Raw genomic sequence first — 26,538 nt, forward strand, 5'->3', positions numbered from 1 at the left:
GGCGATCCCTGCGCCGCGAATGTCTTGCCGCGGCAGGCAAACAAAAAACCCCGGAACAAAATTCCGGGGTTTTTGCTTCCAGCGTAGCGATAGGGCTTAGTTGCCCAGCTTGACGCGCTGTTCGCGCACCTTCTGCAGCGTCTCGCCGAACTGCGCCATGCGCGCCTTTTCCTGCTCGACCACGGCAGCCGGCGCGCGCTCGACAAAGCTGGCGTTCGACAGCTTGCCGTTGGCCTTGGCGATTTCGCCTTCCAGGCGCGCGATTTCCTTGTCCAGCCGCACGCGTTCCGCCGCCACGTCGATTTCGACGTGCAGCATCAGGCGGCTGTTGCCCACGACCTGGACCGGCGCTCCGGCGTCGGGCAGGGTGTCGAGCACCTCGACCTGGCTCAGCTTGGCCAGCGCGGCCAGGTACGGCGCGTTGCGGGTGAGGATGGGTGCATCGCCCTGGGCGCACAGCGGCACCTTCTGCGCGGGCGACAGGTTCATCTCGCCGCGCAGCGCGCGCACGGCTTCGACCTGGGCCTTGAGCTCGGCGACATCGGCTTCGGCGGCGGTGTCGACCGCGGCGGGGTTGGCCTGCGGGTAGGGTTGGACGCTGACGCTGTCGGCGACGCCTTCCTTGCGCTTGCCGGCCACCACCGACACTTTTTGCCAGAGTTCTTCCGTAATGAACGGAATGATCGGGTGCGCCAGGCGCAGCACGCCTTCCAGCACGCGGATCAGCGTGCGGCGCGTACCCAGCTGCTGGGCCGGCGTGCCGGTCTGGATCTGCACCTTGGCCAGTTCCAGGTACCAGTCGCAGTACTCGTCCCACACGTAGCGGTAGAGCGAATTGGCGATGTTGTCGAAGCGGTAGTCGGCAAAGCCGCGCGCCACGTCGGCCTCCAGCGCCTGCAGTTGGCTGACGATCCAGCGGTCCACGAAGGACGTTTCGCCGGTTTCCGGGCCGGTCAGGTCGTGGCCTTCGGTGTTCATCAGCACGAAGCGCGTGGCGTTCCACAGCTTGTTGCAGAAGTTGCGGTAGCCTTCGCAGCGCTTCAGGTCGAAGTTGATGTTGCGGCCCAGCGTGGCGTAGGCGGCCATCGTGAAGCGCAGCGCGTCGGTGCCGAAGGCGGGGATGCCGTCCGGGTACTGGCGGCGCGTGGCTTTCTCGATGGCGCCCGCCTGTTTCGGATTCATCAGGCCGTAGGTGCGCTTGGCCACCAGGCCGTCCAGGTCGATGCCGTCGATCAGGTCGACCGGATCCAGCGTGTTGCCCTTGGATTTGCTCATCTTCTGGCCGTCGGCATCGCGGATCAGGCCGTGCACGTAGACGTGCTTGAACGGGATGTGGCCGGTCAAGTGGGTGGTCAGCATCACCATGCGGGCGACCCAGAAGAAGATGATGTCAAAACCCGTGACCAGCACGCTGGACGGCAGGTAGCGCTGCAGGTCGGGGGTGTTTTCCGGCCAGCCCAGCGTGGTGAAGGGCACCAGGCCCGACGAGAACCAGGTATCCAGCACGTCCGGGTCGCGCTTGAGCTCGCCGGTCACGCCGGCCGCGCGGGCCTGGGCATTGGCTTCGGCTTCGTCGTGCGCCACGAAGATCTGGCCGTCCTCGGAGTACCAGGCGGGAATCTGGTGGCCCCACCAGAGCTGACGCGAAATGCACCAGTCCTGGATGTTGTTGAGCCACTGGTTGTAGATGGTGGTCCAGTTGTCCGGGTAGAACTGGATGCGGCCGTCGGCCACCACTTCCAGCGCAACCTCGGTAATGCTCTTGCCCGGGTTCAGCGTGCCTTCGGGGGCGGGCTTGCTCATCGCCACGAACCATTGGTCCGTCAGCATCGGCTCCAGCACGACGCCGGTGCGGTCGCCCTTGGGCTGCATCATCTTGTGCGGCTCGACCTTGACCAGATAGCCTTCGGCCTCCAGCTGCGCCACCACGGCCTTGCGCGCCTGGTAGCGTTCCATGCCCTGGAATTGCTTGGGGCCGTTCTCGTTGACGTGGGCGTCCAGCGTGAAGATCACGATCAGGGGCAGATCGTGGCGCATCGCGCAGGCGTAGTCGTTGAAGTCGTGGGCGCCGGTGATCTTCACGCAGCCCGTGCCGAATTCGGGGTCGACGAAATCGTCCGCAATGATGGGGATGTTGCGGTCGCACAGCGGCAGTTCCACTTCCTTGCCGACCAGGTGCTTGTAGCGCGGGTCTTCGGGGTGGACGCACAGGGCGCCGTCGGCCAGCATCGTTTCCGGGCGGGTGGTCGCGATGGTCAGGCCGCGCAGCGTGACGGTCTGGCCGTCCTTGTCGACGATGGTTTGCGGGCCGTCGACGAAGGGGTAGAGGATGTGCCACATGTGGCCGTCGGTTTCCTCGGACACCACTTCCAGATCGGACACTGCCGTCAGCAGCTTCGGATCCCAGTTGACCAGGCGCTTGCCGCGGTAGATCAGTCCCTGTTTATGCAGGCGCACAAAAGTTTCCACCACGCCGCGCGACATGCGCTCGTCCATGGTGAAATATTCACGCGGCCAATCGGCCGAGGCGCCCAGGCGGCGGACCTGCTCGGTAATGGCATTGCCGGATTTTTCCTTCCACTCCCACACCTTTTCCACGAATTTTTCGCGGCCCAGGTCGTGGCGGGAAACCTTCTGGGCGTCCAGTTGTCTCTCAACCACGATCTGCGTGGCGATGCCGGCGTGGTCGGTGCCGGGAATGAATACGGTGTCGTCGCCGAGCATCCGGCGGTAGCGCACCAGGCCGTCCATGATGGTCTGGTTGAAGGCATGGCCCATGTGCAGGGTGCCCGTCACGTTAGGAGGCGGGAACTGGATGACGTAGGGGTGGCTTTCGGTCCCCGTTTTTACATGTTGCCCTGCCTGGAAGTACCCGCGCTTGTCCCACTCGGCGTACCAGCGGGATTCCAGCGCGGAGGGTTCGAAGCTCTTGGAGAGTTCCTGGGCGTCGCTCGCGGCATTCGCGGCGTTCGGGGGGGCAGCTTGAGTCATTGCAGGGTTCCGGCAAACAGGGGCGCCCGAGCTAAGGGTGCGGGCGGCAAACCGCACATTTTAAGATGTAATGCGGTCTTCTCAGCGTGTTAGAATACCGGGTTACTGTAAACCTTTTAGAAGTCCCTGAATTCATTGAGGATTCCGGGCGAGTCCAACAGGTAGGCAGTGTCGAATCCCTGCCTTGGCCTAGTGGTTCGGGACGGCCCGAAACAAGCATGCGTTTCGGACCTCCTGCGCGCCAACAGCGCGATGACGCTTCAAGGGTGACACCGACAAGCGCAGAGCCACGCCAGGCAATTCATCAGAAACCAAGTCAGAAATCAGTTTTCGGAGTTCTTATGTCCATTCAACGCACCCTCTCGATCATCAAGCCCGACGCCGTCGCCAAGAACGTCATCGGCCAGATCGTCGGCCGTTTCGAGCAAGCTGGCCTGAAGGTCATCGCTGCCCGCCTGGCCCAGCTGTCGCGCGCCGACGCCGAGCGTTTCTACGCCGTGCACAAGGAACGCCCCTTCTTCAAGGACCTGGTCGACTTCATGATCTCGGGTCCCGTGTTCGTGCAAGTCCTGGAAGGCGAAGACGCCATCCTGAAGAACCGCGACCTGATGGGCGCCACGGACCCCAAGAAAGCGGCTCCCGGCACCATCCGCGCCGACTTCGCCGACAGCATCGACGCCAACGCCGTGCACGGCTCGGACGCTCCGGAAACGGCCGCTGTCGAAGTCGCTTTCTTCTTCCCCGAAATCAACATCCACAGCCGTTGATTTTCGCGGAACTTCTGTTCTAGCTTTTTAGTGTTACCCAGGTCATGGAAACCGTCGAACGAATCAATCTGCTGGGGCTAGACGGCTCCGCCCTGTCCGAACTGGTCGGAAAGTGGGGCGGCAAGCCGTTTCGGGCTCGCCAGTTGCAGCGCTGGATGCACCAGCGCGGCGCCGATTCGTTCGACGCCATGACCGACCTGGCCCGCGACTTCCGCGGCCAGCTTGCGCAGCATTGCCGCATCGAGGCTTTGCCCGTCAACATCGAGCAGCGCTCGACCGACGGCACCCGCAAGTGGCTGTTCGATGTGGGGCAGGGCAATGCCATCGAGACCGTCTTCATTCCCGAGGACGACCGCGGCACGCTATGCATTTCCAGCCAGGCCGGATGCGTGGTGAACTGCCGCTTCTGCTCGACCGGGCACCAAGGCTTCAACCGCAACCTGAAGACCAGCGAGATCATCGGCCAGCTGTGGTGGGCCAAGCGCGTGCTGGAGGCCGACATCGGCACCGCCCGCCTGGAAAGTGCCCGCGCTACCGAAGACACCCGCGTCATCAGCAATGTGGTCATGATGGGCATGGGCGAACCCCTGCTCAACTACGACCAGGTTCTGCCCGCGTTGCGCCTGATGCTGGACGACAACGCCTACGGCTTGTCGCGCCGCCGCGTCACCGTATCCACCTCCGGCGTGGTCCCCATGATGGACCGGCTGTCGCAGGACTGTCCCGTGGCGCTGGCCGTTTCGCTGCACGCACCGAACGATGCGCTGCGCGACGAGCTGGTGCCGCTGAACAAGAAGTACCCGCTGAAGGAGCTGCTGGCTGCTTGCGAACGCTATCTGGCGTTCGCCCCGCGCGACTTCATCACTTTCGAATACTGCATGCTGGACGGCATCAATGACACCGACCAGCACGCCAAGGAACTGATCCAAATTGCACGCCAGCTGCGCTGCAAGCTCAATCTGATTCCGTTCAACCCCTTTCCCGAGTCCGGCCTGAAGCGCTCGAACTCGGCGCGGGTGAAGGTGTTTGCCCAGCGTCTGATGGACGCCGGCATCATCACCACCGTGCGCAAGACCCGGGGCGACGATATCGATGCGGCCTGTGGCCAACTGGCCGGAGAAGTGCGCGACCGTACCCGGATCACCGAACGGAACGCTGCACAGCGCCAGACCATACCAATTAAACAGGTGCACGCATGACGCAGGATTTCGCTTCTGCAGTTTCAGAAACGCCCGCAGGCGCTGTGGGTGGCATCGGCTCGGCATTGCGCGCGCTGCGCCAGTCCAAGGGCTGGTCGCTCGACGAAGTGTCCAGCCGCATCAAGTTTTCCACGAAGCAGATCGAAGCCCTCGAAAACGAGCAATGGGCAAACCTGCCCACCGGCGTTTCGCTGCGAGGCCTGGTACGCAACTACGCGCGCCTGTTGGGCGCGGATTCGCAGGCCATCGTCGATTCGCTGGATCCCAAGGCGCGTGTCACCGGTCCGGTGAAGCTCAGCCCGGGCGCTCTGCATTCGGCGCACTCCATTCCCCAGTCCGGCGCCGACGACGAGCGCTCGTCGTCGACCTCCTGGGGCTGGCTCATCGCCATCGTGCTGGTGCTGGCCGCCGGCGTGGCGTATGCCTTCTGGCAAGGCTGGTTGCCGCAGCACTGGCTGCCGTCCGACTGGCTGCCGAAGTCGACCAAGTAACAACCCGGTTCCACCGATGCAAGAATCTTCTCTGCCTTGCCAGGATGCCCCGCCTCCCTCCGTGGGGGCGGCTGAGCGCCGCGCCACGCGTTCGGTGGCGGTGAAGTGGGGTGATCGCGTCGTGAAGATCGGCGGCGACGCTCCGGTCGTGGTCCAGTCCATGACCAACACCGACACGGCGGACGCCATCGCCACCGCGATTCAGGTCAAGGAGCTGGCTCAGGCCGGCTCCGAGCTCGTGCGCATCACCGTGAATACCCCGGAAGCCGCGCGCGAAGTCATCGCCATCCGTGAACAACTCGACCGCATGGGCGTGAACGTGCCGCTGGTCGGAGACTTCCACTACAACGGCCACAAGTTGCTGACGCAGTTTCCCGATTGCGCGCAAGCGCTGTCCAAGTACCGGATCAACCCGGGCAATATGGGCGGGGGCAAGCGGCGCGACGACAATTTCGCGCAGATGATCGAGGTGGCCTGCCGCTACGACAAGCCGGTGCGCATCGGCGTGAACTGGGGCAGCCTGGACCACGAGCTGATGGCCCGCAAGATGGACGAGAACAAGCTGCGCGCCCAGCCCTGGGAAGCGCAAGCCGTGATGCGCGACGCGCTGGTCGTGTCCGCCATCAGCAATGCGCAGCGCGCCGAAGAACTCGGCCTGCGGCGCGACGCCATCATCCTGTCCTGCAAGGTCAGCCACGTGCAGGACCTGATCGCCGTGTATCGCGACCTGTCCGCGCGCTGTGACTACCCGCTGCATCTGGGCCTGACCGAAGCCGGCATGGGCAGCAAGGGCATCGTGGCTTCCACCGCCGCGCTGGCCGTGCTGATGCAGCAAGGCATCGGCGACACCATCCGTATTTCGCTCACGCCCGAACCTGGCGGCGACCGCAGCCGCGAGGCCATCGTGGCGCAGGAAATTCTGCAGACCATGGGGTTGCGCGCCTTCACGCCCATGGTCGTGGCCTGCCCGGGATGTGGCCGTACCAGCAGCACGTTCTTCCAGGAACTGGCCGATAGCATCCAGACCTACCTGCGCCGCCAGATGCCGCTCTGGCGCGCCCAGTATCCCGGCGTCGAAAGCATGAACGTCGCGGTCATGGGCTGTGTGGTCAACGGGCCGGGCGAAAGCCGTCATGCCGATATCGGCATCAGCCTGCCGGGCACCGGCGAGGTACCCGCCGCGCCGGTGTTCGTGGACGGCGAACGCACGGTCACGCTCAAGGGCGACCATATCGCCGAAGAGTTCCAGGCCATCGTTGAAGACTACGTTGCGCGCCGCTATGGCGCGCCTGCCTCTCATTAAAGTAAGGGTGTGGCCGCTAGCGCGCTTGCCGGCGCGCGATGCGGCATGATCAAGATGACTCAAGCTTTCCAGAAAGTCGCCGCGATACGCGGCATGAATGATCTGTTGCCGGGGGCGAGCGCCCGCTGGGAGCAATTCGAGGAAATCGTGCGCGGCTGGCTGCGCGGCTACGGCTATCGCAATGTGCGTACGCCCGTGCTTGAGCATACGCGCCTGTTCGCGCGCGGCATCGGCGAAGTCACCGACATCGTCGAAAAAGAGATGTACACCTTCGCCGACGGGCCCGACGAAGAACTGCTGACCATGCGTCCTGAAATGACGGCTGGCATCGTGCGCGCGTCCATCGAACACAATCTGCTCTACGACCGCCCGCAGCGCGTCTATTCCATCGGTCCCGTGTTCCGCCGCGAGCGTCCGCAACGCGGCCGCTATCGCCAGTTCCATCAGATCGACGTCGAGGCCCTGGGCTTCGCCGGTCCCGACGTGGACGCCGAGCTCATCGTCATGCTGGCGCGCCTGTGGAAGTTGCTGGGTCTGACCGATGTGCGCCTGGAGCTGAATTCGCTGGGCCAGCCAGCCGAACGCGCCGCCCACCGCGCGGCGCTGATCGAGCACCTGGAAAAGCACCGCGACATCCTGGACGAAGATGGCCAGCGCCGCATGTACAGCAATCCCTTGCGCGTCCTGGACACCAAGAACCCCGCCATGCAGGAAATGGCTGACAGCGCGCCGCGCCTGTTCGACTTCCTGGGCGAGGAATCGCGCGCGCACTTCGATGGCATGTGCCAGCGCCTGACCGACGCCGGTATCGAGTATCGCCTGAATCCGCGCCTGGTGCGCGGGCTGGACTACTACAACCTGACCGTGTTCGAGTGGGTCACCGACCGCCTCGGCGCCCAGGGTACCGTGTGCGGCGGCGGCCGTTACGACGGCCTGATCGAACTGCTGGGTGGCAAGTCCGCACCCGCGGTGGGCTTCGCGATCGGCATGGAGCGCCTGCTGGATCTCTGGGAGCAGAGCGTGCAGGTCGAACAGCAAGCAGAGTGCGACGTCTATGTCGTGCACCAGGGCGAAGAGGCGCAACGCCTGGCCGCCCGGGTTGGCGAAGACCTGCGCGATGCCGGCCTGTCGGTCGTCGTGCATGCGGGTTCGGCAGGCTTCAAGTCGCAATTCAAGCGCGCCGACGCCAGCGGCGCCCGGGTTGCGGTTATTCTTGGCGCCGATGAAGTGGCCGCGCAGACGGCCAGCGTGAAGTTCCTGCGCGCCGACGCGCAGGGCGAAACGGCCCAACAGCAAGTCCCGTTGGCGGGATTGGCCGACGTATTGAATAACAAGGGTTAATGCATGGCATACGATCTGGAAGAACAGGAAAAACTCGACGCTATCAAGGCGTGGTGGGCGCGTTACGGCACGCTGGTGGTCACGCTGGTGGCGGCGGTTGCGCTGGCCTGGGGCGGCTGGTGGGGCTGGAAGGCCTATCAATCGCACCGCGCCAACCAGGCCATGGGTTACTTCGAAGCGCTGGAAGACGCGGCCCGCCTGGGCGGCGCCGATTCCTCGGTGCGCATCAAGACCGCCGCAGCCACGCTGCGCGAGCAATATCCGTCCACCGGCTACGCCACGCGCGGCGCCCTGGTGGCAGCCCAGGCGCTGCAGGCCCAGAAGGATGACGCAGGCGCCCGCGAGCAGCTGGAATGGCTGGCCGCCCAGGGCAAGAACCCGTCCATGCAAGCCGTGGCGCGTTTGCGCCTGGCTGGCATGATGCTGGACCAGAAGCAATACGATGCCGCCTTGGCGCAACTGAACAATCCGCCGGCAGCTTTCGCCGCCTTGTTCGCGGATCGCCGCGGCGACATTCTCGCCGCGCAAGGCAAGCGCGAAGAAGCGCGCGCTGCGTGGCAAAGCGCCATTGATGGCCTGGGTACGGCCAATCCCCTGACCCAGGTTGTGCAACTGAAACTGGATGCCCTGAGCGGAGCGTGACTGTAATGCGTAAATTTGCACCTGGTCGTACGTGGCGTGGCGCCGTTTGCCTGGCGGGCTTGCTCGCCCTGGGCGGATGCGGCATGTTTTCCCATGATGACGGCCGCTACGATCCCGCGCCCCTGACCGAATACAAGGCCGGCATGTCCGTGCGCCAGGTCTGGAGCGTGTCGGTCGGCAGCGGCTCGGGACTGGGCTTTGCGCCCACCGTGCTGGGCGACGCCATCTACGCCGCCACGCCTGACGGTTCGGTTGGCAAGTTCGACCTGCAAAGCGGCCGCGCCATCTGGAAGGCCAGCGTCGACGGCAAGTTGTCCGCCGGCGCCGGCAGCGATGGCACCACCACCGCCGTGGCCTCGCCCAACGGCGACGTCATCGCCTTCGACGACACCGGCAAGGTGAAGTGGAAAGTCCGCGCCACCAGCGACGTGACCATCCCGCCCGTGGTGGGCTATGGCATCGTCGTGGTTCGCAGCGGCGACTACCGCATCCAGGCCTTCGACGCCAACAGCGGCGAACGCGTCTGGAACGTGCAGCGCCCGGGGCCCTCGCTGGCCCTGCGCAGCGTGTCGCAGATGGTCCTGGCCGAAGGCCTGGTCATTACCGGCCTGCCGGGCGGCAAGCTGATGGCTATCGCGTTCAACAGTGGTAACGTGCAATGGGAAGGCACCGTGGCGACGCCGCGCGGCGCCAGCGACCTGGAGCGCCTGACCGACGTGGTCGGCGCCCCTCGTATCGCGGGCAACCTGCTTTGCGGCGTGGCCTATCAGGGACGTATCGTTTGCTTCGACGTCACGGCCGGCGGCCGTCCGCTGTGGGCCAAGGATTTCTCCAGCGTCAGCGGCCTGTCGCTGGACGAGCGTTTCGCCTATGCGGCGGACCAGAACAGCGTGGTCAATGCGTTTGCGCTGGATAATGGCGGCAATGTCTGGAAGCAGGCAGCGCTGAAGAACCGCCAGGTCACCGCTCCGGCTATGCTGGGTGGCGCGCTGGCAGTGGGCGACCTGGATGGCTATGTGCATTTCCTGTCGCGCAGCGACGGCAGCCTGATGGCCCGCCTGTCGGTAGGTGGAGGCCCGGTGATTTCGCCGCCGCAGACCACTTCCCAGGGAGTGCTGATCCAGACGGGCAATGGCAACCTCGTCCTGATCGGCGCCAACTAAAACCTATAGAACAAAGCCTTACACCGTGTCTTTCAAGCCTGTCGTCGCCCTGGTCGGCCGTCCCAACGTTGGGAAGTCGACCCTATTCAACCGCCTGACGCGATCGCGCGCCGCGCTGGTGGCCGATTATTCCGGCCTGACCCGCGATCGCCATTACGGCGAGGGCAGGGTAGGCGAGATCCCCTTCATCGTCATCGATACCGGTGGTTTCGAACCCGTCGCCAAGGACGGCATCCTGCTGGAGATGGCTCGCCAGACCCGGCAAGCCATCGCCGAGGCCGACGTCGTGGTGTTCCTGGTGGATGCCCGCGCGGGCATCAATGCCCATGACCACGAAATCGCCCAGCTGCTGCGCAAATCCGGCCAGCAGCGCGTGCTGCTGGCGGTGAATAAGGCGGAAGGCATGGGCGCCGGCTCGGCCATCTCCGAATTCCATGAACTCGGATTGGGCCAGCCCTATCCCATCTCGGCTGCGCACGGCGACGGTATCGTCGACCTGATCGAACTGGCCCTGCAGGACCTGGCCGAGCCGCCTGCGGAAGAAGAGTCGCCCGAAGAGGGCGAGCACGACCACCGCATCAAGCTGGCCATCGTCGGCCGTCCCAACGTGGGCAAGTCCACGCTCATCAACACCTTGATGGGCGAAGAGCGCGTGATCGCGTTCGACATGCCGGGCACGACCCGCGACGCCATCGAAATCGACTTCGAGCGGGATGGCCGTCGCTATACGCTGATCGACACCGCAGGCCTGCGCAAGCGCGGCAAGGTGTTCGAGGCGGTCGAAAAGTTCTCCGTCATCAAGACGCTGCAGGCCATCGAGGCCAGCAACGTCGTGCTGCTGATGCTGGACGCGCAAACCGAAATCTCCGAGCAGGACGCCCACATTGCCGGCTTCGTGCTGGAAACGGGGCGCGCCGTGGTCGTGGCCATCAACAAGTGGGATGGCCTGGACGGCGAAGCCAAGGAACGCATCGAACGCGAGTTCCAGCGCAAGCTGCGTTTCCTGTCTTTCGCGCGCATGCATACCATTTCGGCCTTGCGCGGGCAGGGCGTGAAGCCCCTGCTCAAGTCCATCAACGCGGCGCATGCCGCGGCGTTCGCCAAGCTGTCCACGCCCAAGCTGACGCGCGAGCTGCAGACCGCGGTCGAGCAGCAGCAGCCGCCCCGCAAGGGCATATTCCGTCCGAAGATGCGCTATGCGCACCAGGGCGGGCAGAACCCGCCGCTGGTCGTCATCCACGGCAACGCGCTGGACGCTATTCCGGATTCCTACCGCCGCTATCTGGAAACGCGCTTCCGCAATGCGTTCGACCTGGCCGGCACGCCGCTGCGCATCGAATTCAAGTCTTCGCACAACCCCTACGCGCAGGAAAACTGATCCATGAGCCGCTTCTGGAGTCCCGTGGTCGGGACGCTCAGTCCGTATGTGCCGGGCGAGCAGCCCAAGCTTCAGAATCTGGTCAAGTTGAACACCAACGAGCATCCCTACGGCCCGTCGCCCAGGGTGCTCGACGCGATCCGCTCGGCCTGCGATGACACGCTGAAGCTCTATCCGGACCCTGCGTCCGACCGTCTGCGGCAGACCATCGCCGGCACGGTCGGCGTGCAGCCCGGCCAGGTCTTCGTGGGCAACGGCTCCGACGAGGTGCTGGCGCATGTGTTCCTGGCGTTGTTGAAGCATGAGCGTCCGTTGCGCTTTCCGGACATCACCTACAGCTTCTATCCGGTCTACTGCGGCCTGTACGGCATCCAGTACGAAACGGTGCCGCTGACGTCCGACTTCCGCATCGACGTCGAGGACTATCTGCCAGGCCGCAAGGGGCAGGCAGGTGCCATCATCTTTCCGAATCCCAATGCCCCCACCGGCCGCGCCCTCGGCGTGGCGGAAGTCGAACGCATCGTCGCCGGCAACCCCGACGCGGTCGTCGTGGTGGATGAGGCCTATGTGGATTTTGGCGGAGAGTCCGTCATTCCTTTGGTGGACCGCTACGACAATCTGCTGGTCGTGCAAACGCTGTCCAAGTCGCGTTCGCTGGCAGGCTTGCGCGTCGGTTTCGCAGTGGGCAGCGCCGAGCTCATCGATGGACTTGAGCGTGTAAAGAACAGTTTCAACTCCTATCCCATCGATCGCCTCGCATCGGCGGGCGCGGTGGCGGCCATGGAAGACGTGGAGTACTTTGAGCAGACGCGCCAGGCCGTGATCGAAACCCGGTCGCGGATGACGGCGGCTCTGGAATCGCTGGGCTTCGAGGTGCTGCCTTCGGCCGCGAATTTCGTGTTCGCGCGGCACCCCTCCAAGGACGCTGCGGATCTGGCTGCCGCCTTGCGCGAACGCAGCATCATCGTGCGCCATTTCCGCCAGGAACGCATCGACCAGTTTTTGCGCATTACCGTGGGCACCGACGAGCAGTGCGAGCTGCTGCTGAAGGCGCTTGCGGAGGTCTTGCAGGCTTGAGCGGCGGTAGCTTTCCAATCGGAAAACTCTGGTGTCACTTTTGCTTCCCGGCCAAGTAGCACGGGCCGGGAAAACCCTGTAGAGTACAAGTTTCGGCGTATGCCACCAGTACAGAAGTACGCCACCACTCAATAACAAACAAATGGAGCCTGGCCAATGAGCAATAAAGGGCAAACTCTGCAAGATCCGTTCCTGAACACGCTGCGCAAGGACCATGTGCCCGTGTCGATCTACCTGGTGAACGGCATCAAGCTTCAAGGGCAAATCGAATCCTTCGACCAGTACGTGGTGCTGCTGCGCAATACGGTCACGCAAATGGTCTACAAGCATGCCATTTCGACCGTCGTTCCCGCGCGTGCCGTGAATTTTCAGGTGGAAGTCCCTGCTGAGTAATCTCGCTCTAGCTTTACCTTTTATTGCCCGCCGGACGGTACTCGTCGGCGGGCATTTTCGCTTTGGCTCCAATATGGTGCATGTATGCGCGCTCTGATTATCAGCGTGGATCTGGGAGATCCGGACTTCGCGGCCCATGCCGAGGAATTCGCCATGCTGGCCAAGGGCGCTGGCGCGGAAGTCGTCGGCACCTTGACGGCTCGGCGCGACCGGCCCGACGCCAAATTCTTCATCGGTTCAGGCAAGGCCGATGAGGGCGTGGCGATGGCCCAGGCCTTGCTGGCCGACATCGTCCTTTTCGACCAGCCGCTGTCCCCCGCTCAGCAACGCAACCTGGAACGCGCGTTCAATCTGCGCGTGGTGGACCGGGTTGCCCTCATCCTCGACATCTTCGCGCTGCGCGCGAAGAGCCACGAAGGCAAGCTCCAGGTCGAACTGGCGCAACTGCAGCATCTGGCCACACGCCTGACCCGCATGTGGAGCCACCTGGAACGGCAGCGCGGCGGTATCGGCATGCGCGGGCCAGGTGAGGCCCAGCTCGAAATGGACCGACGCATCATCGGCGCCAAGGTCAAGGTGCTGCGGGAGCGGCTGGACCGGGTCGAACGCCAGCGCGTGACCCAGCGTCGGGCGCGCGCCCGTGGCGGCGCGTTGTCGGTGTCGCTGGTCGGCTACACCAACGCCGGCAAGTCCACCTTGTTCAATGCCCTGACGCGCGCCGACAGCTACGCCGCTGACCAGCTGTTCGCCACCCTGGATACGACCACGCGCCGCATCTGGATCGAAGGGGCGGGTTCGGTGGTGGTGTCTGACACGGTCGGATTCATCCGCGACCTGCCTCACGGCCTGATCGCGGCATTCCGCGCCACCCTGGAAGAAACCGTGCATGCCGATCTGCTGCTGCATGTGGTCGATGCCGCCAGCCCGCAGCGCGACGAGCAGATTTTCGAGGTGAACAAGGTCCTGGCCGAAATCGGCGCGGCCTCGATTCCCACCATTCTGGTCTACAACAAGATAGATCTGGCCGGATTGGAGCCAAGGGTGGAACGCGATGCACATGGTACGATTGCGCGAGTATTTGTAAGCGCCACCGAGCGCGCCGGTTTGGATGCGTTGCGCGGGGCAATTGCGGAAACCGGACAGATTGTGGGAAACAATGCCGCGAATTATCAAACTCTTCAATCTGAATGACCCCGGCTGGGGTCGTGGGAACAACAATGGCTCCGAGCCGCCGCCCAAGCGGCCTCAAGGCAACGGAGACGGCCCTCCCGACCTGGACGAGGTCTGGCGCGATTTCAACAATCGCATCGGATCGCTGTTCGGGCGCAAGGGCGGGGGCGGCAATAACCGCCCTGGCAACCGTGGCGGCATGACGCCGCCATCGCCGCGTGGTGCGCGCATCGGCCTGGGGGTGATCGCCCTGGTCGCGGCCGGCATCTGGCTGGCCAGCGGTTTCTACATCGTGCAAGAAGGCCAGGTCGCGGTTGTGACACAGTTCGGCAAGTACAAGTCGACGTCGCAAGCCGGTTTCCAATGGCGCATGCCGTATCCCATCCAGAGCCACGAAATGGTCAACGTGTCGCAGCTGCGCACGTTCGAGGTCGGCTTCCGCGGCGGCGCGCGCAACAAGGTCTTGCCCGAAGCGCTGATGCTCACGACGGACGAGAACATCGTCGATATGCAGTTCGTCGTCCAGTACCGCCTGCGTGCAGACGGCGCGCCCGATTACCTCTTCATGACGCGCGACCCCGATGAATCGGTCCGTCAGGCGTCGGAGACGGCCATGCGTGAAGTCGTGGGCAAGCAGTCGATGGACTTCGTGCTCTACGAGGGCCGCACCACGGTCGCCACGCAGGTGCAGACCCTGATGCAGCAGATCCTGGACCGCTACCAGACCGGCGTGCAGGTCAGCACCGTCGCCATCCAGAACGTGCAGCCGCCCGAACAGGTGCAGGCCGCGTTCGACGACGCCGTCAAGGCAGGCCAGGACCGCGAGCGCCAGATCAACGAAGGCCAGGCCTACGCCAACCAGGTCGTGCCGCTGGCCAGTGGCCAGGCGTCCCGCATGACCGAACAGGCTGAAGGCTACAAGGCTAAGGTCGTCGGCGATGCCCAGGGTAATACCTCGCGCTTCACCAGCATCCTTGGTGAATACGAGAAGTCGCCGGCGGTCATGCGCCAGCGTATGTATCTGGAAAGCATGCAGGAGATCTTCACGCGCGCTAGCAAGGTCATGGTCGACACCAAGAGCAACAACAACATGTTGTATCTGCCCCTGGACAAGATCATGCATCTGGCCGCTCAGGACGCCAGCAAGTCCGGTGTCGCCGGTTCGGGTTCGCCCACGCTCGCCAGCCCGCCCGCCCAGTCGCCGGCGCGCGGCAGCGCCGCGCCGGTGCCTCAGTCTTCCGGCAGCAGCAATAGCAACACGCTGCCCCGCGACCGTACGTCGCGCTAACCCGGAGGAGTCCTGATCATGCAACGTCTCATGCCTATCCTGGTCGGCCTGCTCATCGTGCTGGCCGCCCTTTCTTCCTGCGTCTTCGTCGTGCGCGAGCGCGACTACGCCCTGGTGTTCTCGCTGGGTGAAGTGCGCAAGACCATCAACGAACCCGGCCTTTACTTCAAGGCGCCGCCTCCGTTCCAGAATGTCGTGACGCTCGACAAGCGCATTCTGACCATCGAAACCAACGAAGCCGAACGCATCCAGACTTCCGAAAAGAAGAACCTGCTGATCGATTCGTACGTCAAGTGGCGCATTGCGGATCCGCGCCAGTACTACGTGTCCACCGGCGGCAATGAGCGCGTGGCGCAGGAGCGCCTGCAGGCGCTGATCCGCGACGCGCTGAACGCCTCGGTCAACGTGCGTACGGTGCGCGACGTGGTTTCGACCGAACGCGACAAGATCATGGCCGAGATCCTGACCAACGTCGCCAAGCGCGCCGAGCCCTTGGGCGTGCAGATCGTCGATGTGCGCCTGCGCCGCATCGAGTTTGCGCCGGAGATTTCGGAATCGGTGTATCGCCGCATGGAAGCGGAGCGTACGCGCGTCGCCAACGAGCTGCGTTCCATCGGTGCCGCCGAAGGCGAAAAGATCCGCGCCGAAGCCGACCGCCAGCGTGAAGTGATCGTGGCCCAGGCCTACGCCAAGGCCCAGGGCATCATGGGCGAGGGCGACGCCGCGGCTGCTGCGATCTATTCGCAGGCCTATGGCAAGAACCCGCAGTTCTACACGTACTACAAGAGCCTGGAAGCCTACCGCGCTTCGTTCTCGAAGCCGGGCGACGTGCTGGTCGTCGACCCCAGCTCCAGCTTCTTCCAGTTCATGAAGGATCCCACCGGCGACGCGCTGGCGCCGGTCACCGTGCCGGCCAAGTGATGCGGCTGCGGTAACGCGGAACGAAAAGCCCCTTGGATTTCCAAGGGGCTTTTTGCTGGCGGTTGCGGCGGTTGGCTCGTCGTTGTGCAATAAGGGACGGTTGCTTGCCCAGGGCAGGTCCGGGTGGCGCTCGCCGCTGAACCATGTACAATACCCCGTAAGCTAGAAAACATTCCGCAGCGGCTGAGCGGGCTTACGCCCCCTCAGCCGCTTTTTCGTTTGGGCGACGCCCACGCATCATTTGGCGTTATTCAGGTAAACATTCATGGGTAACTGGTTGCTGCCCGAGAGCCTTGCCGACGTACTTCCGGCAGAGGCCCGGCGCATCGAGGAATTGCGCCGCGAACTTCTCGATCTGTATCGCACTTACGGTTTCGAGCTGGTCGCGCCGCCCCTGGTCGAATACATCGATTCATTGCTGTCCGGCACCGGCAGCGATCTGGATCTGCGCACCTGTAAGCTGGTCGACCAACTGTCTGGTCGCACGCTGGGCGTGCGCGCCGACATGACTCCTCAGGTCACGCGCATCGACGCGCACTTGTTGAACCGCGCCGGCGTTACCCGTCTGTGCTATTGCGGCAACGTGCTGCATGCCCGCCCGGCGGACCTGCTGTCCAGCCGCGAGTTGCTGCAGATCGGCGCCGAGATCTACGGCCATGCCGGCTTCGAGGCCGACCTGGAGATCATCCAGCTGGTGCTGGAAACGGTGGCGATCGCCGGCGTGCGCAACCCGCGTCTGGATCTGTGCCATCCGGGCGTGCTGCGCGCGCTGCTGGAATCCGATCCGGCGGCCGCGGCCTTGTCGCAGGACGTCATCCTGCTGATGCGCGAGAAGGACGTCCCGGGGTTGGGCGAATTGGCTGAGCGGGCTCCCGGCCTGCGTACAGAGACCCTGAAGGCCCTGCAATTGCTGCCCAAGCTGTACGGCGGGCCGGAAGTGCTGAAGGAAGCGCGCCGCGAACTGCCCTTGTTGCCGGGCGTGGTGGCGGCTCTGGACGCGCTGCAGTTGGTGGTGGACGCCATGCCCAATGTGGCTTTCGGCGTGGACTTGGCCGACGTGGGTGGCTATGGCTACCATTCCGGCGTGAAGTTCGCGCTGTATGCCGAAGGCTGGCGCGATGCGCTGGTCAGCGGCGGCCGTTATGACGATGTCAGCCGTGCGTTTGGCCGGGCCCGTCCCGCCACCGGCTTCAGTCTTGATTTACGCAAGCTGGCGGCGGGTTTGCCGCCGGCGGAAAGGGCGCGTGCGGTTCGCGCGCCTTGGGGGCAAGCCCCCGCCCTGACCGAGGCGGTGCGCCGCCTGCGCCGGTCGGGGGAAATTGTCGTTCAGGTATTGCCCGGTCACGAGCAGGATCAGGACGAATTCGTTTGCGATCGCGAGCTGGCGCTGCAGGATGGCGCCTGGACGGTCAGAACGCTGTGACTAACTCCCTCTCGGCAACGAGAGGGCCCGCGGGGAGATTTCCGGATTTCCCGAGAAACTCGATATTGATTCGTAACATGAGCAAGAACGTAGTCGTAATCGGCACCCAGTGGGGTGACGAGGGCAAGGGCAAGATCGTCGACTGGCTGGCGGAATCCGTCCAGGGCGTGGTCCGCTTCCAAGGCGGTCACAATGCCGGCCATACGCTGTGGATCAACGGCAAGAAGACGATTCTTCGCCTGATCCCGTCGGGCATCATGCATCCTGGCGTCACCTGCTTCATCGGCAACGGCGTCGTGCTGTCCCCCGAAGCCCTGCTCAAGGAAATCGAAGAGCTTGAGGCCGCCGGTCTGGACGTGCGTTCGCGCCTGCAGATTTCCGAAATCTGCCCGCTGATCCTGCCGTACCACGTTGCCATCGACAAGGCGCGCGAAGCGCGCAAGGGCGACGGCAAGATCGGCACGACCGGTCGCGGCATCGGCCCTGCGTACGAAGACAAGGTCGCCCGCCGCGCGCTGCGCGTGCAGGACTTGTTCAATCCCGCGCTGTTCGACGAAAAGCTCGCCGAAGTGCTGGATTACCACAACTTCGTGCTGACCAAGTACCTGGGCGCCGAGGCGGTTTCCGCCAATGAAGTGCGCGACCAGGCCATGGCGCTGGCTCCGGCCATCGCCCCGATGGTCAAGGACGTGTCGAGCAACCTGTACGCCATGCAACAGGAAGGCAAGCGCCTGCTGTTCGAAGGCGCGCAGGGCGCTTTGCTGGACGTGGACCACGGCACCTATCCCTTCGTCACCAGCAGCAACTGCGTTGCTGGCGCGGCCTCGGCCGGCGCAGGCGTCGGTCCGCAGCAGCTGGATTACGTCCTGGGTATCACCAAGGCCTACACGACCCGCGTCGGTTCGGGTCCGTTCCCCACGGAGCTGGTCGACGAGATCGGTACCCGCCTGGCCACGATCGGCAAGGAATTCGGTTCCGTTACGGGCCGTCCGCGTCGTTGCGGCTGGTTCGACGGCGCGGCGCTCAAGCGCTCGGTCCGCCTGAACGGCATCACCGGCCTGTGCATCACCAAGCTGGACGTGCTGGACGGCCTGGAAACCATCCAGCTGGGCGTCGGTTATCGCGTCAACGGCGAGTTCCGCGATGTGCTGCCTTACGGCGCGCATGCCGTGGCGCAGGCGCAACCGGTGCTGGAAGAACTGCCGGGCTGGAGCGAATCCACCGTCGGCATCACCGAGTACGACAAGCTGCCCGAGGCGGCCCGTCGCTACCTGGAGCGCGTGGCCGAAGTCTGCGGCGTCCCGATAGATCTGGTGTCGACCGGTCCCGACCGCAACGAAACCATTGTGCTGCGTCATCCCCTGAAGGGCTGACATCGGGTTATTATTCGCAAGGCCGCCGCCGGTCTCATACCGGCGGCGGCCTTTTCGTATTTATTAAGCAGGAGATGCTTGCCTATGAGCACGCCGACCAATGATGACAGCCATCTGTGGGTGACGTGGGACGACTACAACCGCCTGATCGAGCGCCTTACCTTGCAGGTGCATCAATCGGGTTGGAAGTTCGACAAGATTCTTTGTCTGGCGCGCGGCGGCATGCGCGTCGGTGATGTTATGTCCCGTATTTTTGATGTGCCGCTGGGTATCCTGGCCACGAGCAGCTATCGCGAAGCGGCCGGCACCAAGCAAGGCGACATGGATATCGCCCAGTTCATCACCATCACGCGCGGCACGTTGTCCGGGCGGGTGTTGCTGGTGGACGACATGGTCGATACCGGCAAGACCTTCAACAAGGTCTTCGATCATCTGAAGAGCCAATTCGCCGACATCACCGAGCTGCGCAGCGCGGTGCTGTGGTGGAAGGGCCATTCCCAGGCGACGCCGGATTACTACGTCGACAAGCTGCCGACCAATCCCTGGATTCATCAGCCTTTCGAAGACTACGACAGCCTGCGTCCGCATCAGCTCGAGGCCTGGATCCGCAAGGGTTCCAAGAGCTGAGCTTGCTTTTCCGGCGGGAGAGGGCATTCTGGCTGCCCAGGGCGCCAGACTGTCCCCCCTAGTAGTCAAAATGGCCATGACCATGCTAGAATCGCTGGTTATCGCTAAACCGAACTTGGCTTGTTACTCTCTGGGTAGTCTTTGGGTAACGGAAACAGCCAGCGGAAATCCAGGATGGGATCTGCGGTTCAGGGCTGCCAGGCAGCACTGAAGCCAGCGTCCGGCGCCTGGGTTGCGCTTTCAAGGTTCCCCGTTCGCGGTATCTGTCTCTGTTGGTATGATTTTGGTATCGACGAGGCCGTTTACGCGTACCTGGACCCGCGCAGCGTTGCTGGTAAGCAAGCCAGGTTTGTCATCAACTTTTGTTACCCTACAAGCAGGCCAATCACTTTATGCCTATCGTTCGACTGAAGGAAAACGAACCGTTTGAAGCCGCTCTGCGCCGCTTCAAGCGCACCATCGAAAAGACCGGTTTGCTCACCGAGCTGCGTTCGCGCGAGTTCTATGAGAAGCCCACGGCTGAGCGCAAGCGCAAGCACGCCGCCGCTGTGAAGCGCCACTACAAGCGCATCCGTAGCCAACAACTGCCCCCGCGCCTGTATTGATTTTTGATTCCCGAATCTATTGATTCCAGAATCATTCATCCAGGATTTGCTCGCCCGAGTCGACGTCGTCGACATAGTCGGGCGATACGTGCAGTTGAGAAAGGGCGGGGCCAACTTGCTTGGCCTGTGCCCTTTTCATAACGAAAAAAGTCCCTCGTTCACTGTCAGCCCCACCAAGCAGTTCTATCACTGTTTTGGTTGCGGAGCGCACGGCAGCGCCATCACCTTCCTGATGGAACACACGGGCGCCAGTTTCCCCGATGCCGTGCGCACGCTCGCGGCATCGGCGGGAATGACGGTCCCCGAAGAAAACCGCAGTCCACGCCAGCAGCAGGAATCCGCGCGCCGCAAGGCCGAGGAATCCCGCCATACGCAGGTGCTGGATGCCGCTCAGGCCCATTACCTCAAGCAGTTGCGGGCATCGCCCGCAGCGATCCGCTATCTGAAGCAGCGCGGCCTGACGGGTGAAATCGCGGCCCATTTCGGCCTGGGATGGTCGGGCACCGACCGCCACGGCTTGTCGCAAGTCTTCCCGAACTACGAGGACCCCGTCCTGGTCGAGTCCGGGCTGGTCATCGAATCCGAGGATGGGCGCCGTTACGACCGCTTCCGGGAACGGGTCATGTTTCCGATCCGCAACGCGCGGGGCAGTCTCATCGGATTCGGCGGCCGCATCATCGGCAAGGGCGAACCCAAGTACCTGAACTCGCCTGAAACCCCGCTGTTCTCCAAGGGGCATGAGCTCTACGGGCTGTGGGAGGCGCGCCTGGCCATACGCCAGGAAGGTCAGGTCATTGTGGTCGAAGGCTACATGGACGTGGTCGGCCTGGCCCAGCAAGGCATCGCCAACGCGGTGGCGACGCTGGGTACGGCCACCACGCCGGACCATGTCAAGAAGCTGTTGCGTGCCAGCGATAAGGTTATCTTCAGTTTCGACGGCGACGGCGCCGGCCGGCGTGCCGCATGGCGCGCCTTGCAGGCCTGTCTGCCGGTGCTGCGCGACGATATTGCGATCCGCTTCCTGTTCCTGCCCTCGGAGCACGATCCCGACTCGTATGTGCGCGAACTGGGCGCGGAAGCCTTCCGCGCATGCCTGGGGGACGCCGTGGCGCTCTCCCGCTTCCTGCTGGATGAGTTGGCTTCGCGGCACAACATGAACGAAGCCGAAGGGCGTGCCAGTTGCCTGCACGAAGCCAAGCCCTTGCTGGCGGCCATTCCCGAATGCGCACTGCGCGTGCAGATCGAACGGGAAATGGCCAAACTGGTTCAACTGACGCCTGAGGAAATGGCTCAGGTGCTGGCTCAGCAGCCTGCCAAACCTTTCGCGCCCGCGCCCAAATCCGGCACGGCGGGAGGGGATGCTGTCGCGGCATCCGGGCGGGAGCATGAGCCCGGCCATTCAGACATGGGCTACGACTTCGCCGGTCACGATTTTCATGATATTCCGGCCGATGAGTCCGATTACGCGGACCAGGTCCATCTGCCGTCCCAGGGTTCCGACTTTGGCGGCGGAGGCGGTCAGCGCGGCGGCGGCAAACAGGAATGGAAGGGCAAAAGCGACTGGAAGGGCAAGGGCGACTGGAAAGGCGGCAAAGGCAACTGGAAAGGCAAGCGCGACAACGACGTCGGCGGCTTTGAGGGTCGCCGCACCATGCCGTCGCTGGCCAAGCGCCTGCTCGGCCTGCTGCTGGCGCACCCTGAGCTGGTTGACTCCATGGGCGACCAGCAGCTTGAAGTCATCGACCATGGCCCCCATCTAGGTCTTGTAAGAGACTTGATCATGCTGGCGCAAGCCAGCGGCGCCCGTCATGTCGGCGCGCTGCTGGAGGCGGCGGATCCGGATTCGGATCTGGCCACCGTGCTCAAGGGGCTGCGGGCCGATATCCTGTCCCAGGAAGACCTGCCGGACCCGCAAACGGAATGGGACGATGCCTTGAGGCGCATCGAGTTCGATTCGGCCAAGCTGGAGATCGCCAAACTCGCTGCGGCGGGGTTGACCACGGAAGAAGCGCGCAAGCGCTATCTGGAGCTTTCCAGCCGCATGGCCGTGCTGAAAGGTGCCGGTGTGCGCTAAATGCGCTAAAATCAAAGGTTGTCCGCCGGCATAGCGCATTTTTGGCCGGTGGGGCTGGGGCAGGCAGTTGTTTGTGCGGCGCGGTACCCGTTGCGGGACGCCGAACTTAGACAAGGTTTTGGCCTGGTGAGCTCGCGAATTGAGGTGTGTGCAGTCGATTTCTGCTTAATTCTTGCTGAATTTGGTAGTAATCCTGGTGCTGCAATCCGTGGGCAATACGAAATGCGTCTGGCAGACGGAATCTATTCCGGATGCTGGAATCTAATGGATGTATAGGGTTTGACGCGGGACCTGCGATCCGGACGCGGCGGGCGCTCCAGAAATGGAACGCCAGGCGCGCAACGGCAGAAATAAAAGCGGATGCGCGCGTCAAATTTGTTACATAGTTAATTAATATAGCTGAGCGGTGAATCAAGCAGTTCGGCGGCGGGCGTTTCCGCGTAGCGTTAGTGGTTTGGGTGCTGTGTCTACTCAGCTGCTTGGGGCCAAGGCCCGATAAGCAAGCAAAGCCTATTTATAGGCAGACAGCCCCCCCGACGCGCGCAAGCCCCCGCAGGATGAGGCCATGCACGCAACGCGCAAGTACGGTATCGCACCGGAACGGCGCCAAGCGGGCTCGCAAGAGCCAGCGCTGCGAACAACGCAGCCGTGTGGTCTCCGCCGATTCACCAGTTTTACCCGTATAACCGCCGTGTTGGGCTGCCCGTCCAAGGCGGCTTCATGCGGTGCAACATGCCCGAACGGGTTGCGACGACCACGGAAGCGACTATGACCAAATCCACCGGCAAATCCTCCTCTGCAATTGATGCGGCCGAAACCAAGGCCACCACGGCCAAGCGCGTCGTAAGCATGGCAGCGGAAAAGGCGCCCGCCAAGACGGCGGTGAAGGTCGCCAAGCCCGCCGCCAAGAAGGCGACCAAGGCTGCCGCGGCTGACAAGCCCGAGAAGGTGACGAAGGCTCGCGCCAAGAAGGCCGAAGACAAGCTCGCCGACCTCGTGGGCAGCGCGCGCCCCGTGCCCAGCGGACGCCGCCCGGGCCGTCCCGCCAAGAACGCCAACAATGATGCCGACGGCTTCGACGATTCGATGGACGGCGAGGGCGAAGTCCTGCCCGATCTGAAGCCGCCCAAGCGCGGCGGCAAGCGCGGCAAGGCCGATCCCAAGGATCTGATCGCCCGCGGCCCCGTCACGCCCGAAGAATACGAAGCGCGCCGCAACCGCCTGAAGCAGCTGATCAAGCTGGGCAAGGACCGCGGCTACCTGACCTACGGCGAAATCAACGACCATCTGCCTGACGACCTGGTCGACGCGGAAGCGATCGACGGCATCATCAGCACGTTCAGCGACATGGGCATTGCGGTCTACGACCAGGCGCCCGACGCCGAAACGCTGCTGATGAGCGAAAACGCGCCGGTGGCCTCCAACGACGACGACGTTGAAGACGAAGCCGAAGCCGCGCTGACCACCGTGGACTCCGATTTCGGCCGCACCACCGATCCCGTGCGCATGTACATGCGTGAAATGGGCTCGGTGGAACTGCTGACGCGCGAAGGCGAAATTGAAATCGCCAAGCGCATCGAAGACGGCCTGAAGCACATGGTCATGGCCATCTCGGCCTGCCCGACCACGATCAACGAGATCCTGGCCCATATCCTGCGCGTGCGCGAAGGCCAGGCCCAGATCGACGAAGTGGTCGACGGCCTGGTCGATCCGGAAGACGGCGAAGAGTACGCCGGCGCCGGCGTCACCGCCGAGGAAGACGAAGGCGACGACGGCCCCGCGGGCGGCATGTCCAGCAAGCAGCTGGAAGACCTGCGCGTGAAGGCCCTGGCGAAGTTCGACGAAGTCGGCAAGCAGTTCGAAAAAATGCGCCACTCGTACGAGAAGGACGGCTACAAGTCGGACGTCTACGTGCGCGCCCAGGAATCCATCCAGAACGAACTGATGGGCATCCGCTTCACGGCCAAGATGGTCGAGAAACTGGCGGATACGCTGCGCCAGCAGGTCGAGGAAGTGCGCCAGCTCGAGCGCGCCGTCCTGCACACGTGTGTGGACCGTGCCGGCATGCCGCGCACGCACTTCATCAAGGTGTTCCCGGGCAACGAAACCAACATGCAGTGGGTCGTCGATGAAGTGGCTGCCGGCCACCCGTACGCCGAAACGCTGGAGCGCCAGATTCCCGCCGTGCAGGAACTGCAGCAGAAGCTCATCGACCTGCAAACGCGCGTCGTGCTGCCGCTGAAGGACCTGAAGGACGTCAACAAGCGCATGGCCACTGGCGAAGCCAAGGCCCGCAAGGCCAAGCGCGAAATGACCGAGGCCAACCTGCGCCTGGTGATCTCGATCGCCAAGAAGTATACGAACCGCGGCCTGCAGTTCCTGGACCTGATCCAGGAAGGCAACATCGGCCTGATGAAGGCCGTGGACAAGTTCGAATACCGCCGCGGCTACAAGTTCTCGACCTACGCGACCTGGTGGATCCGTCAGGCCATCACGCGTTCCATCGCCGACCAGGCGCGCACCATCCGTATCCCGGTTCACATGATCGAAACGATCAACAAGATGAACCGGATCAGCCGCCAGATCCTGCAGGAAACCGGCGCCGAGCCGGATCCCGCGACCCTGGCGCAGAAGATGGACATGCCCGAGGACAAGATCCGCAAGATCCTGAAGATCGCCAAGGAACCGATCTCCATGGAAACGCCCATCGGTGACGACGACGACTCGCACCTGGGTGATTTCATCGAAGACACGTCCACCCTGGCGCCTTCCGACGCGGCCTTGCACGGTTCTATGCGCGATGTGGTCAAGGAAGTGCTAGACTCTCTCACCCCGCGTGAAGCCAAGGTTCTGCGCATGCGTTTCGGCATCGAAATGAGCACGGACCAGACCCTGGAAGAAGTGGGCAAGCAATTCGACGTCACGCGCGAGCGCATTCGCCAAATAGAGGCGAAAGCACTGCGCAAGCTGCGTCACCCCAGCCGGGCCGATAAGCTGAAGAGCTTCCTGGAAGGGCAGTAATCGTTTTTAGGGCCTCTAGCTCATGCCTGGTTAGAGCAGCGGACTCATAATCCGTTGGTGCCGAGTTCGACTCTCGGGGGGCCTACCAAGAAAGACGCGGGTCTCGGAGCAATCCGAGACCCGTTTTTCTTGTGCATCCGATATCTTGATTCACCGGCGCGCAGATGCGGCTCCAGCTATTTGCCCGATCCGCCGCACGGTCGCAACAATCAATCGATCACTTCCGCGCAAGCATCCGTTGGCGCTGCGGCGACGTCGCCGACGACGGGCACGATCTTGATGGCCGCAGACGCAATACGGCAGGGGGCGGCCGCTACGCCGCAACCGGAAGCGGATATGCACAGCATTGAAATCAAAAGCCACTTCATTGGACGTGTTCGAATTGATTGATCAAGGCGCAGCCCGATAAAAGGCTGGCGGTGTCGCACGGAGTCTATTTCGACCATGTTCAGACGCCGATTCCCATATGAAGAAAACGTGCACGCTGCATTGCGCAGGCGGCATTCTGCTATGTGTCGCCGCGCCAATTAGTGGGGAAATGCTGGCCAAGTGTAATGACACTTGCTCGCCTTGGAACAGGAGGTAACGCGGACCCCGTTTGCATGGCGCCAGAGCCGGGAAATCCCGGGTAGGATGGTGATGTTCTTTCCGGGCGTACCCGGAAGGGCGTCCAACAAAAAGAAGGAGCGCTACATGCTTGATACTTTTCCCAAGGCAGGCCGAGCGGGCGTGATCGCCGCGATGCTCGGCGTGGCTGGCTTGTTGTTTACCGGCTGCACCACGACCACCGCTCAATCCTCGGCCACGGCTGCGGAAAAGCGGCAGGAACTCGATACCGCCGCGGACGCCACCCTGAGCAAGCTTTATCAATCTTCGTCGCAGGCCAAGCAATTGGTCGAACGCGCGCGCGGGGTGTTGGTGTTCCCGGGCGTATTGAGTGCAAGCTTCATCGTGGGAGCCCAGCATGGGTCCGGCGTGCTGCGCGTGAGCGGTTCGGATACCGGCTACTACAGCATCACGGGCGGTTCTATTGGCTTGCAGGCTGGCGCCCAGTCCAAGGCCATGGTGGTGTTGTTCATGACGGACGATGCCTTGGCCAAGTTCCGCGCCAGCAGCGGTTGGACGGTCGGGGCGGACGCGACGGTGGCGGTGGCCAACGTGGGCGTCAACGGCAGCATCGATACCAACACCGCGCAACAACCCATCGTCGGTTTCGTCTTGAACAACGGCGGTCTCATGGCCGGAGTGTCGGTGGACGGCAGCAAGATTTCGCCGCTGTTGTTGTAGCAGG

22 protein-coding genes and 1 tRNA gene are annotated in these 26,538 nt (G+C 63.4%); 21 read left to right on the forward strand and 2 right to left on the reverse strand.

Going from position 1 to position 26,538, the window contains the following annotated elements; all coding sequences use genetic code 11:
• Positions 1-96 precede the first annotated feature (96 nt).
• A complete protein-coding gene (locus AXYL_RS10770; protein WP_013392822.1) occupies positions 97-2,991 on the reverse strand; it encodes a valine--tRNA ligase in 2,895 nt (964 codons plus the stop codon).
• 341 nt (positions 2,992-3,332) lie between these two features.
• Here AXYL_RS10770 and ndk point away from each other — a divergent pair, with 341 nt between their 5' ends.
• From ndk to AXYL_RS10870, 20 genes are all read left to right on the forward strand, one after another.
• Positions 3,333-3,758: a nucleoside-diphosphate kinase gene (ndk, locus tag AXYL_RS10775; RefSeq protein ID WP_006393972.1), complete on the forward strand. Its 426-nt coding sequence runs from the start codon at positions 3,333-3,335 to the stop codon at positions 3,756-3,758.
• A 44-nt stretch (positions 3,759-3,802) separates the two neighbouring features.
• Positions 3,803-4,957, forward strand: a complete 1,155-nt coding sequence (gene rlmN / locus AXYL_RS10780) for a 23S rRNA (adenine(2503)-C(2))-methyltransferase RlmN (RefSeq protein ID WP_013392823.1) — start codon at positions 3,803-3,805, stop codon at positions 4,955-4,957.
• Positions 4,954-5,448, forward strand: coding sequence for a helix-turn-helix domain-containing protein (locus AXYL_RS10785; protein ID WP_013392824.1), 495 nt, complete (start codon positions 4,954-4,956; stop codon positions 5,446-5,448). The genes rlmN and AXYL_RS10785 overlap by 4 nt, the downstream gene beginning before the upstream one ends.
• Before the next feature lie 16 nt (positions 5,449-5,464).
• Positions 5,465-6,751, forward strand: a complete 1,287-nt coding sequence (gene ispG, locus AXYL_RS10790; protein ID WP_013392825.1) for a flavodoxin-dependent (E)-4-hydroxy-3-methylbut-2-enyl-diphosphate synthase — start codon at positions 5,465-5,467, stop codon at positions 6,749-6,751.
• A 54-nt stretch (positions 6,752-6,805) separates the two neighbouring features.
• On the forward strand, positions 6,806-8,092 hold the full coding sequence (gene hisS, locus AXYL_RS10795) for a histidine--tRNA ligase (protein ID WP_085947857.1): 1,287 nt from the start codon (positions 6,806-6,808) through the stop codon (positions 8,090-8,092).
• A 3-nt stretch (positions 8,093-8,095) separates the two neighbouring features.
• Positions 8,096-8,734, forward strand: a complete 639-nt coding sequence (locus AXYL_RS10800; RefSeq protein ID WP_013392827.1) for a YfgM family protein — start codon at positions 8,096-8,098, stop codon at positions 8,732-8,734.
• A 5-nt stretch (positions 8,735-8,739) separates the two neighbouring features.
• A complete protein-coding gene (gene bamB, locus AXYL_RS10805) occupies positions 8,740-9,897 on the forward strand; it encodes an outer membrane protein assembly factor BamB (RefSeq protein WP_013392828.1) in 1,158 nt (385 codons plus the stop codon).
• Positions 9,898-9,922: 25 nt separating this feature from the next.
• Positions 9,923-11,275, forward strand: a complete 1,353-nt coding sequence (gene der, locus AXYL_RS10810) for a ribosome biogenesis GTPase Der (protein WP_013392829.1) — start codon at positions 9,923-9,925, stop codon at positions 11,273-11,275.
• Between the two features lie 3 nt (positions 11,276-11,278).
• Entirely contained in the window at positions 11,279-12,352 is a 1,074-nt protein-coding gene (gene hisC / locus AXYL_RS10815) for a histidinol-phosphate transaminase (RefSeq protein ID WP_013392830.1), read from the forward strand.
• A gap of 156 nt (positions 12,353-12,508) precedes the next feature.
• Positions 12,509-12,745 carry an RNA chaperone Hfq gene (hfq, locus tag AXYL_RS10820; RefSeq protein ID WP_006218585.1) on the forward strand — a complete coding sequence of 79 codons (237 nt, stop codon included), beginning with the start codon at positions 12,509-12,511 and terminating at the stop codon, positions 12,743-12,745.
• A gap of 84 nt (positions 12,746-12,829) precedes the next feature.
• Positions 12,830-13,936 (forward strand): GTPase HflX, encoded by a 1,107-nt coding sequence (gene hflX / locus AXYL_RS10825; protein WP_013392831.1) that lies wholly within the window; start codon positions 12,830-12,832, stop codon positions 13,934-13,936.
• Positions 13,902-15,203, forward strand: coding sequence for an FtsH protease activity modulator HflK (hflK, locus tag AXYL_RS10830; protein WP_013392832.1), 1,302 nt, complete (start codon positions 13,902-13,904; stop codon positions 15,201-15,203). The genes hflX and hflK overlap by 35 nt, the downstream gene beginning before the upstream one ends.
• Before the next feature lie 18 nt (positions 15,204-15,221).
• Entirely contained in the window at positions 15,222-16,124 is a 903-nt protein-coding gene (gene hflC, locus AXYL_RS10835) for a protease modulator HflC (RefSeq protein ID WP_013392833.1), read from the forward strand.
• 265 nt (positions 16,125-16,389) lie between these two features.
• A complete protein-coding gene (locus tag AXYL_RS10840) occupies positions 16,390-17,547 on the forward strand; it encodes an ATP phosphoribosyltransferase regulatory subunit (protein WP_013392834.1) in 1,158 nt (385 codons plus the stop codon).
• Positions 17,548-17,624: 77 nt separating this feature from the next.
• On the forward strand, positions 17,625-18,920 hold the full coding sequence (locus AXYL_RS10845) for an adenylosuccinate synthase (protein ID WP_013392835.1): 1,296 nt from the start codon (positions 17,625-17,627) through the stop codon (positions 18,918-18,920).
• Positions 18,921-19,004: 84 nt separating this feature from the next.
• Positions 19,005-19,547, forward strand: a complete 543-nt coding sequence (locus AXYL_RS10850) for a phosphoribosyltransferase (protein ID WP_013392836.1) — start codon at positions 19,005-19,007, stop codon at positions 19,545-19,547.
• 392 nt (positions 19,548-19,939) lie between these two features.
• Positions 19,940-20,152 (forward strand): 30S ribosomal protein S21, encoded by a 213-nt coding sequence (gene rpsU, locus AXYL_RS10855; protein WP_006218592.1) that lies wholly within the window; start codon positions 19,940-19,942, stop codon positions 20,150-20,152.
• 19 nt (positions 20,153-20,171) lie between these two features.
• Positions 20,172-22,226, forward strand: coding sequence for a DNA primase (gene dnaG, locus AXYL_RS10860; protein WP_013392837.1), 2,055 nt, complete (start codon positions 20,172-20,174; stop codon positions 22,224-22,226).
• A 768-nt stretch (positions 22,227-22,994) separates the two neighbouring features.
• Positions 22,995-25,247 carry an RNA polymerase sigma factor RpoD gene (gene rpoD, locus AXYL_RS10865; protein WP_013392838.1) on the forward strand — a complete coding sequence of 751 codons (2,253 nt, stop codon included), beginning with the start codon at positions 22,995-22,997 and terminating at the stop codon, positions 25,245-25,247.
• Between the two features lie 9 nt (positions 25,248-25,256).
• Positions 25,257-25,335, forward strand: a tRNA-Ile gene (locus tag AXYL_RS10870).
• 121 nt (positions 25,336-25,456) lie between these two features.
• Here the strand turns inward: AXYL_RS10870 and AXYL_RS34300 are convergent.
• Positions 25,457-25,615 carry a DUF6726 family protein gene (locus tag AXYL_RS34300; RefSeq protein ID WP_080551052.1) on the reverse strand — a complete coding sequence of 53 codons (159 nt, stop codon included), beginning with the start codon at positions 25,613-25,615 and terminating at the stop codon, positions 25,457-25,459.
• A gap of 325 nt (positions 25,616-25,940) precedes the next feature.
• On the opposite strand from AXYL_RS34300, the gene AXYL_RS10875 reads away from it, so the two are divergent.
• Positions 25,941-26,534 carry a YSC84-related protein gene (locus AXYL_RS10875; RefSeq protein ID WP_041655386.1) on the forward strand — a complete coding sequence of 198 codons (594 nt, stop codon included), beginning with the start codon at positions 25,941-25,943 and terminating at the stop codon, positions 26,532-26,534.
• The last annotated feature ends 4 nt before the right edge of the window (positions 26,535-26,538 follow it).

The organism is Achromobacter xylosoxidans A8, from assembly GCF_000165835.1.
In the GTDB taxonomy this organism is placed as follows: domain Bacteria; phylum Pseudomonadota; class Gammaproteobacteria; order Burkholderiales; family Burkholderiaceae_B; genus Achromobacter; species Achromobacter xylosoxidans_B.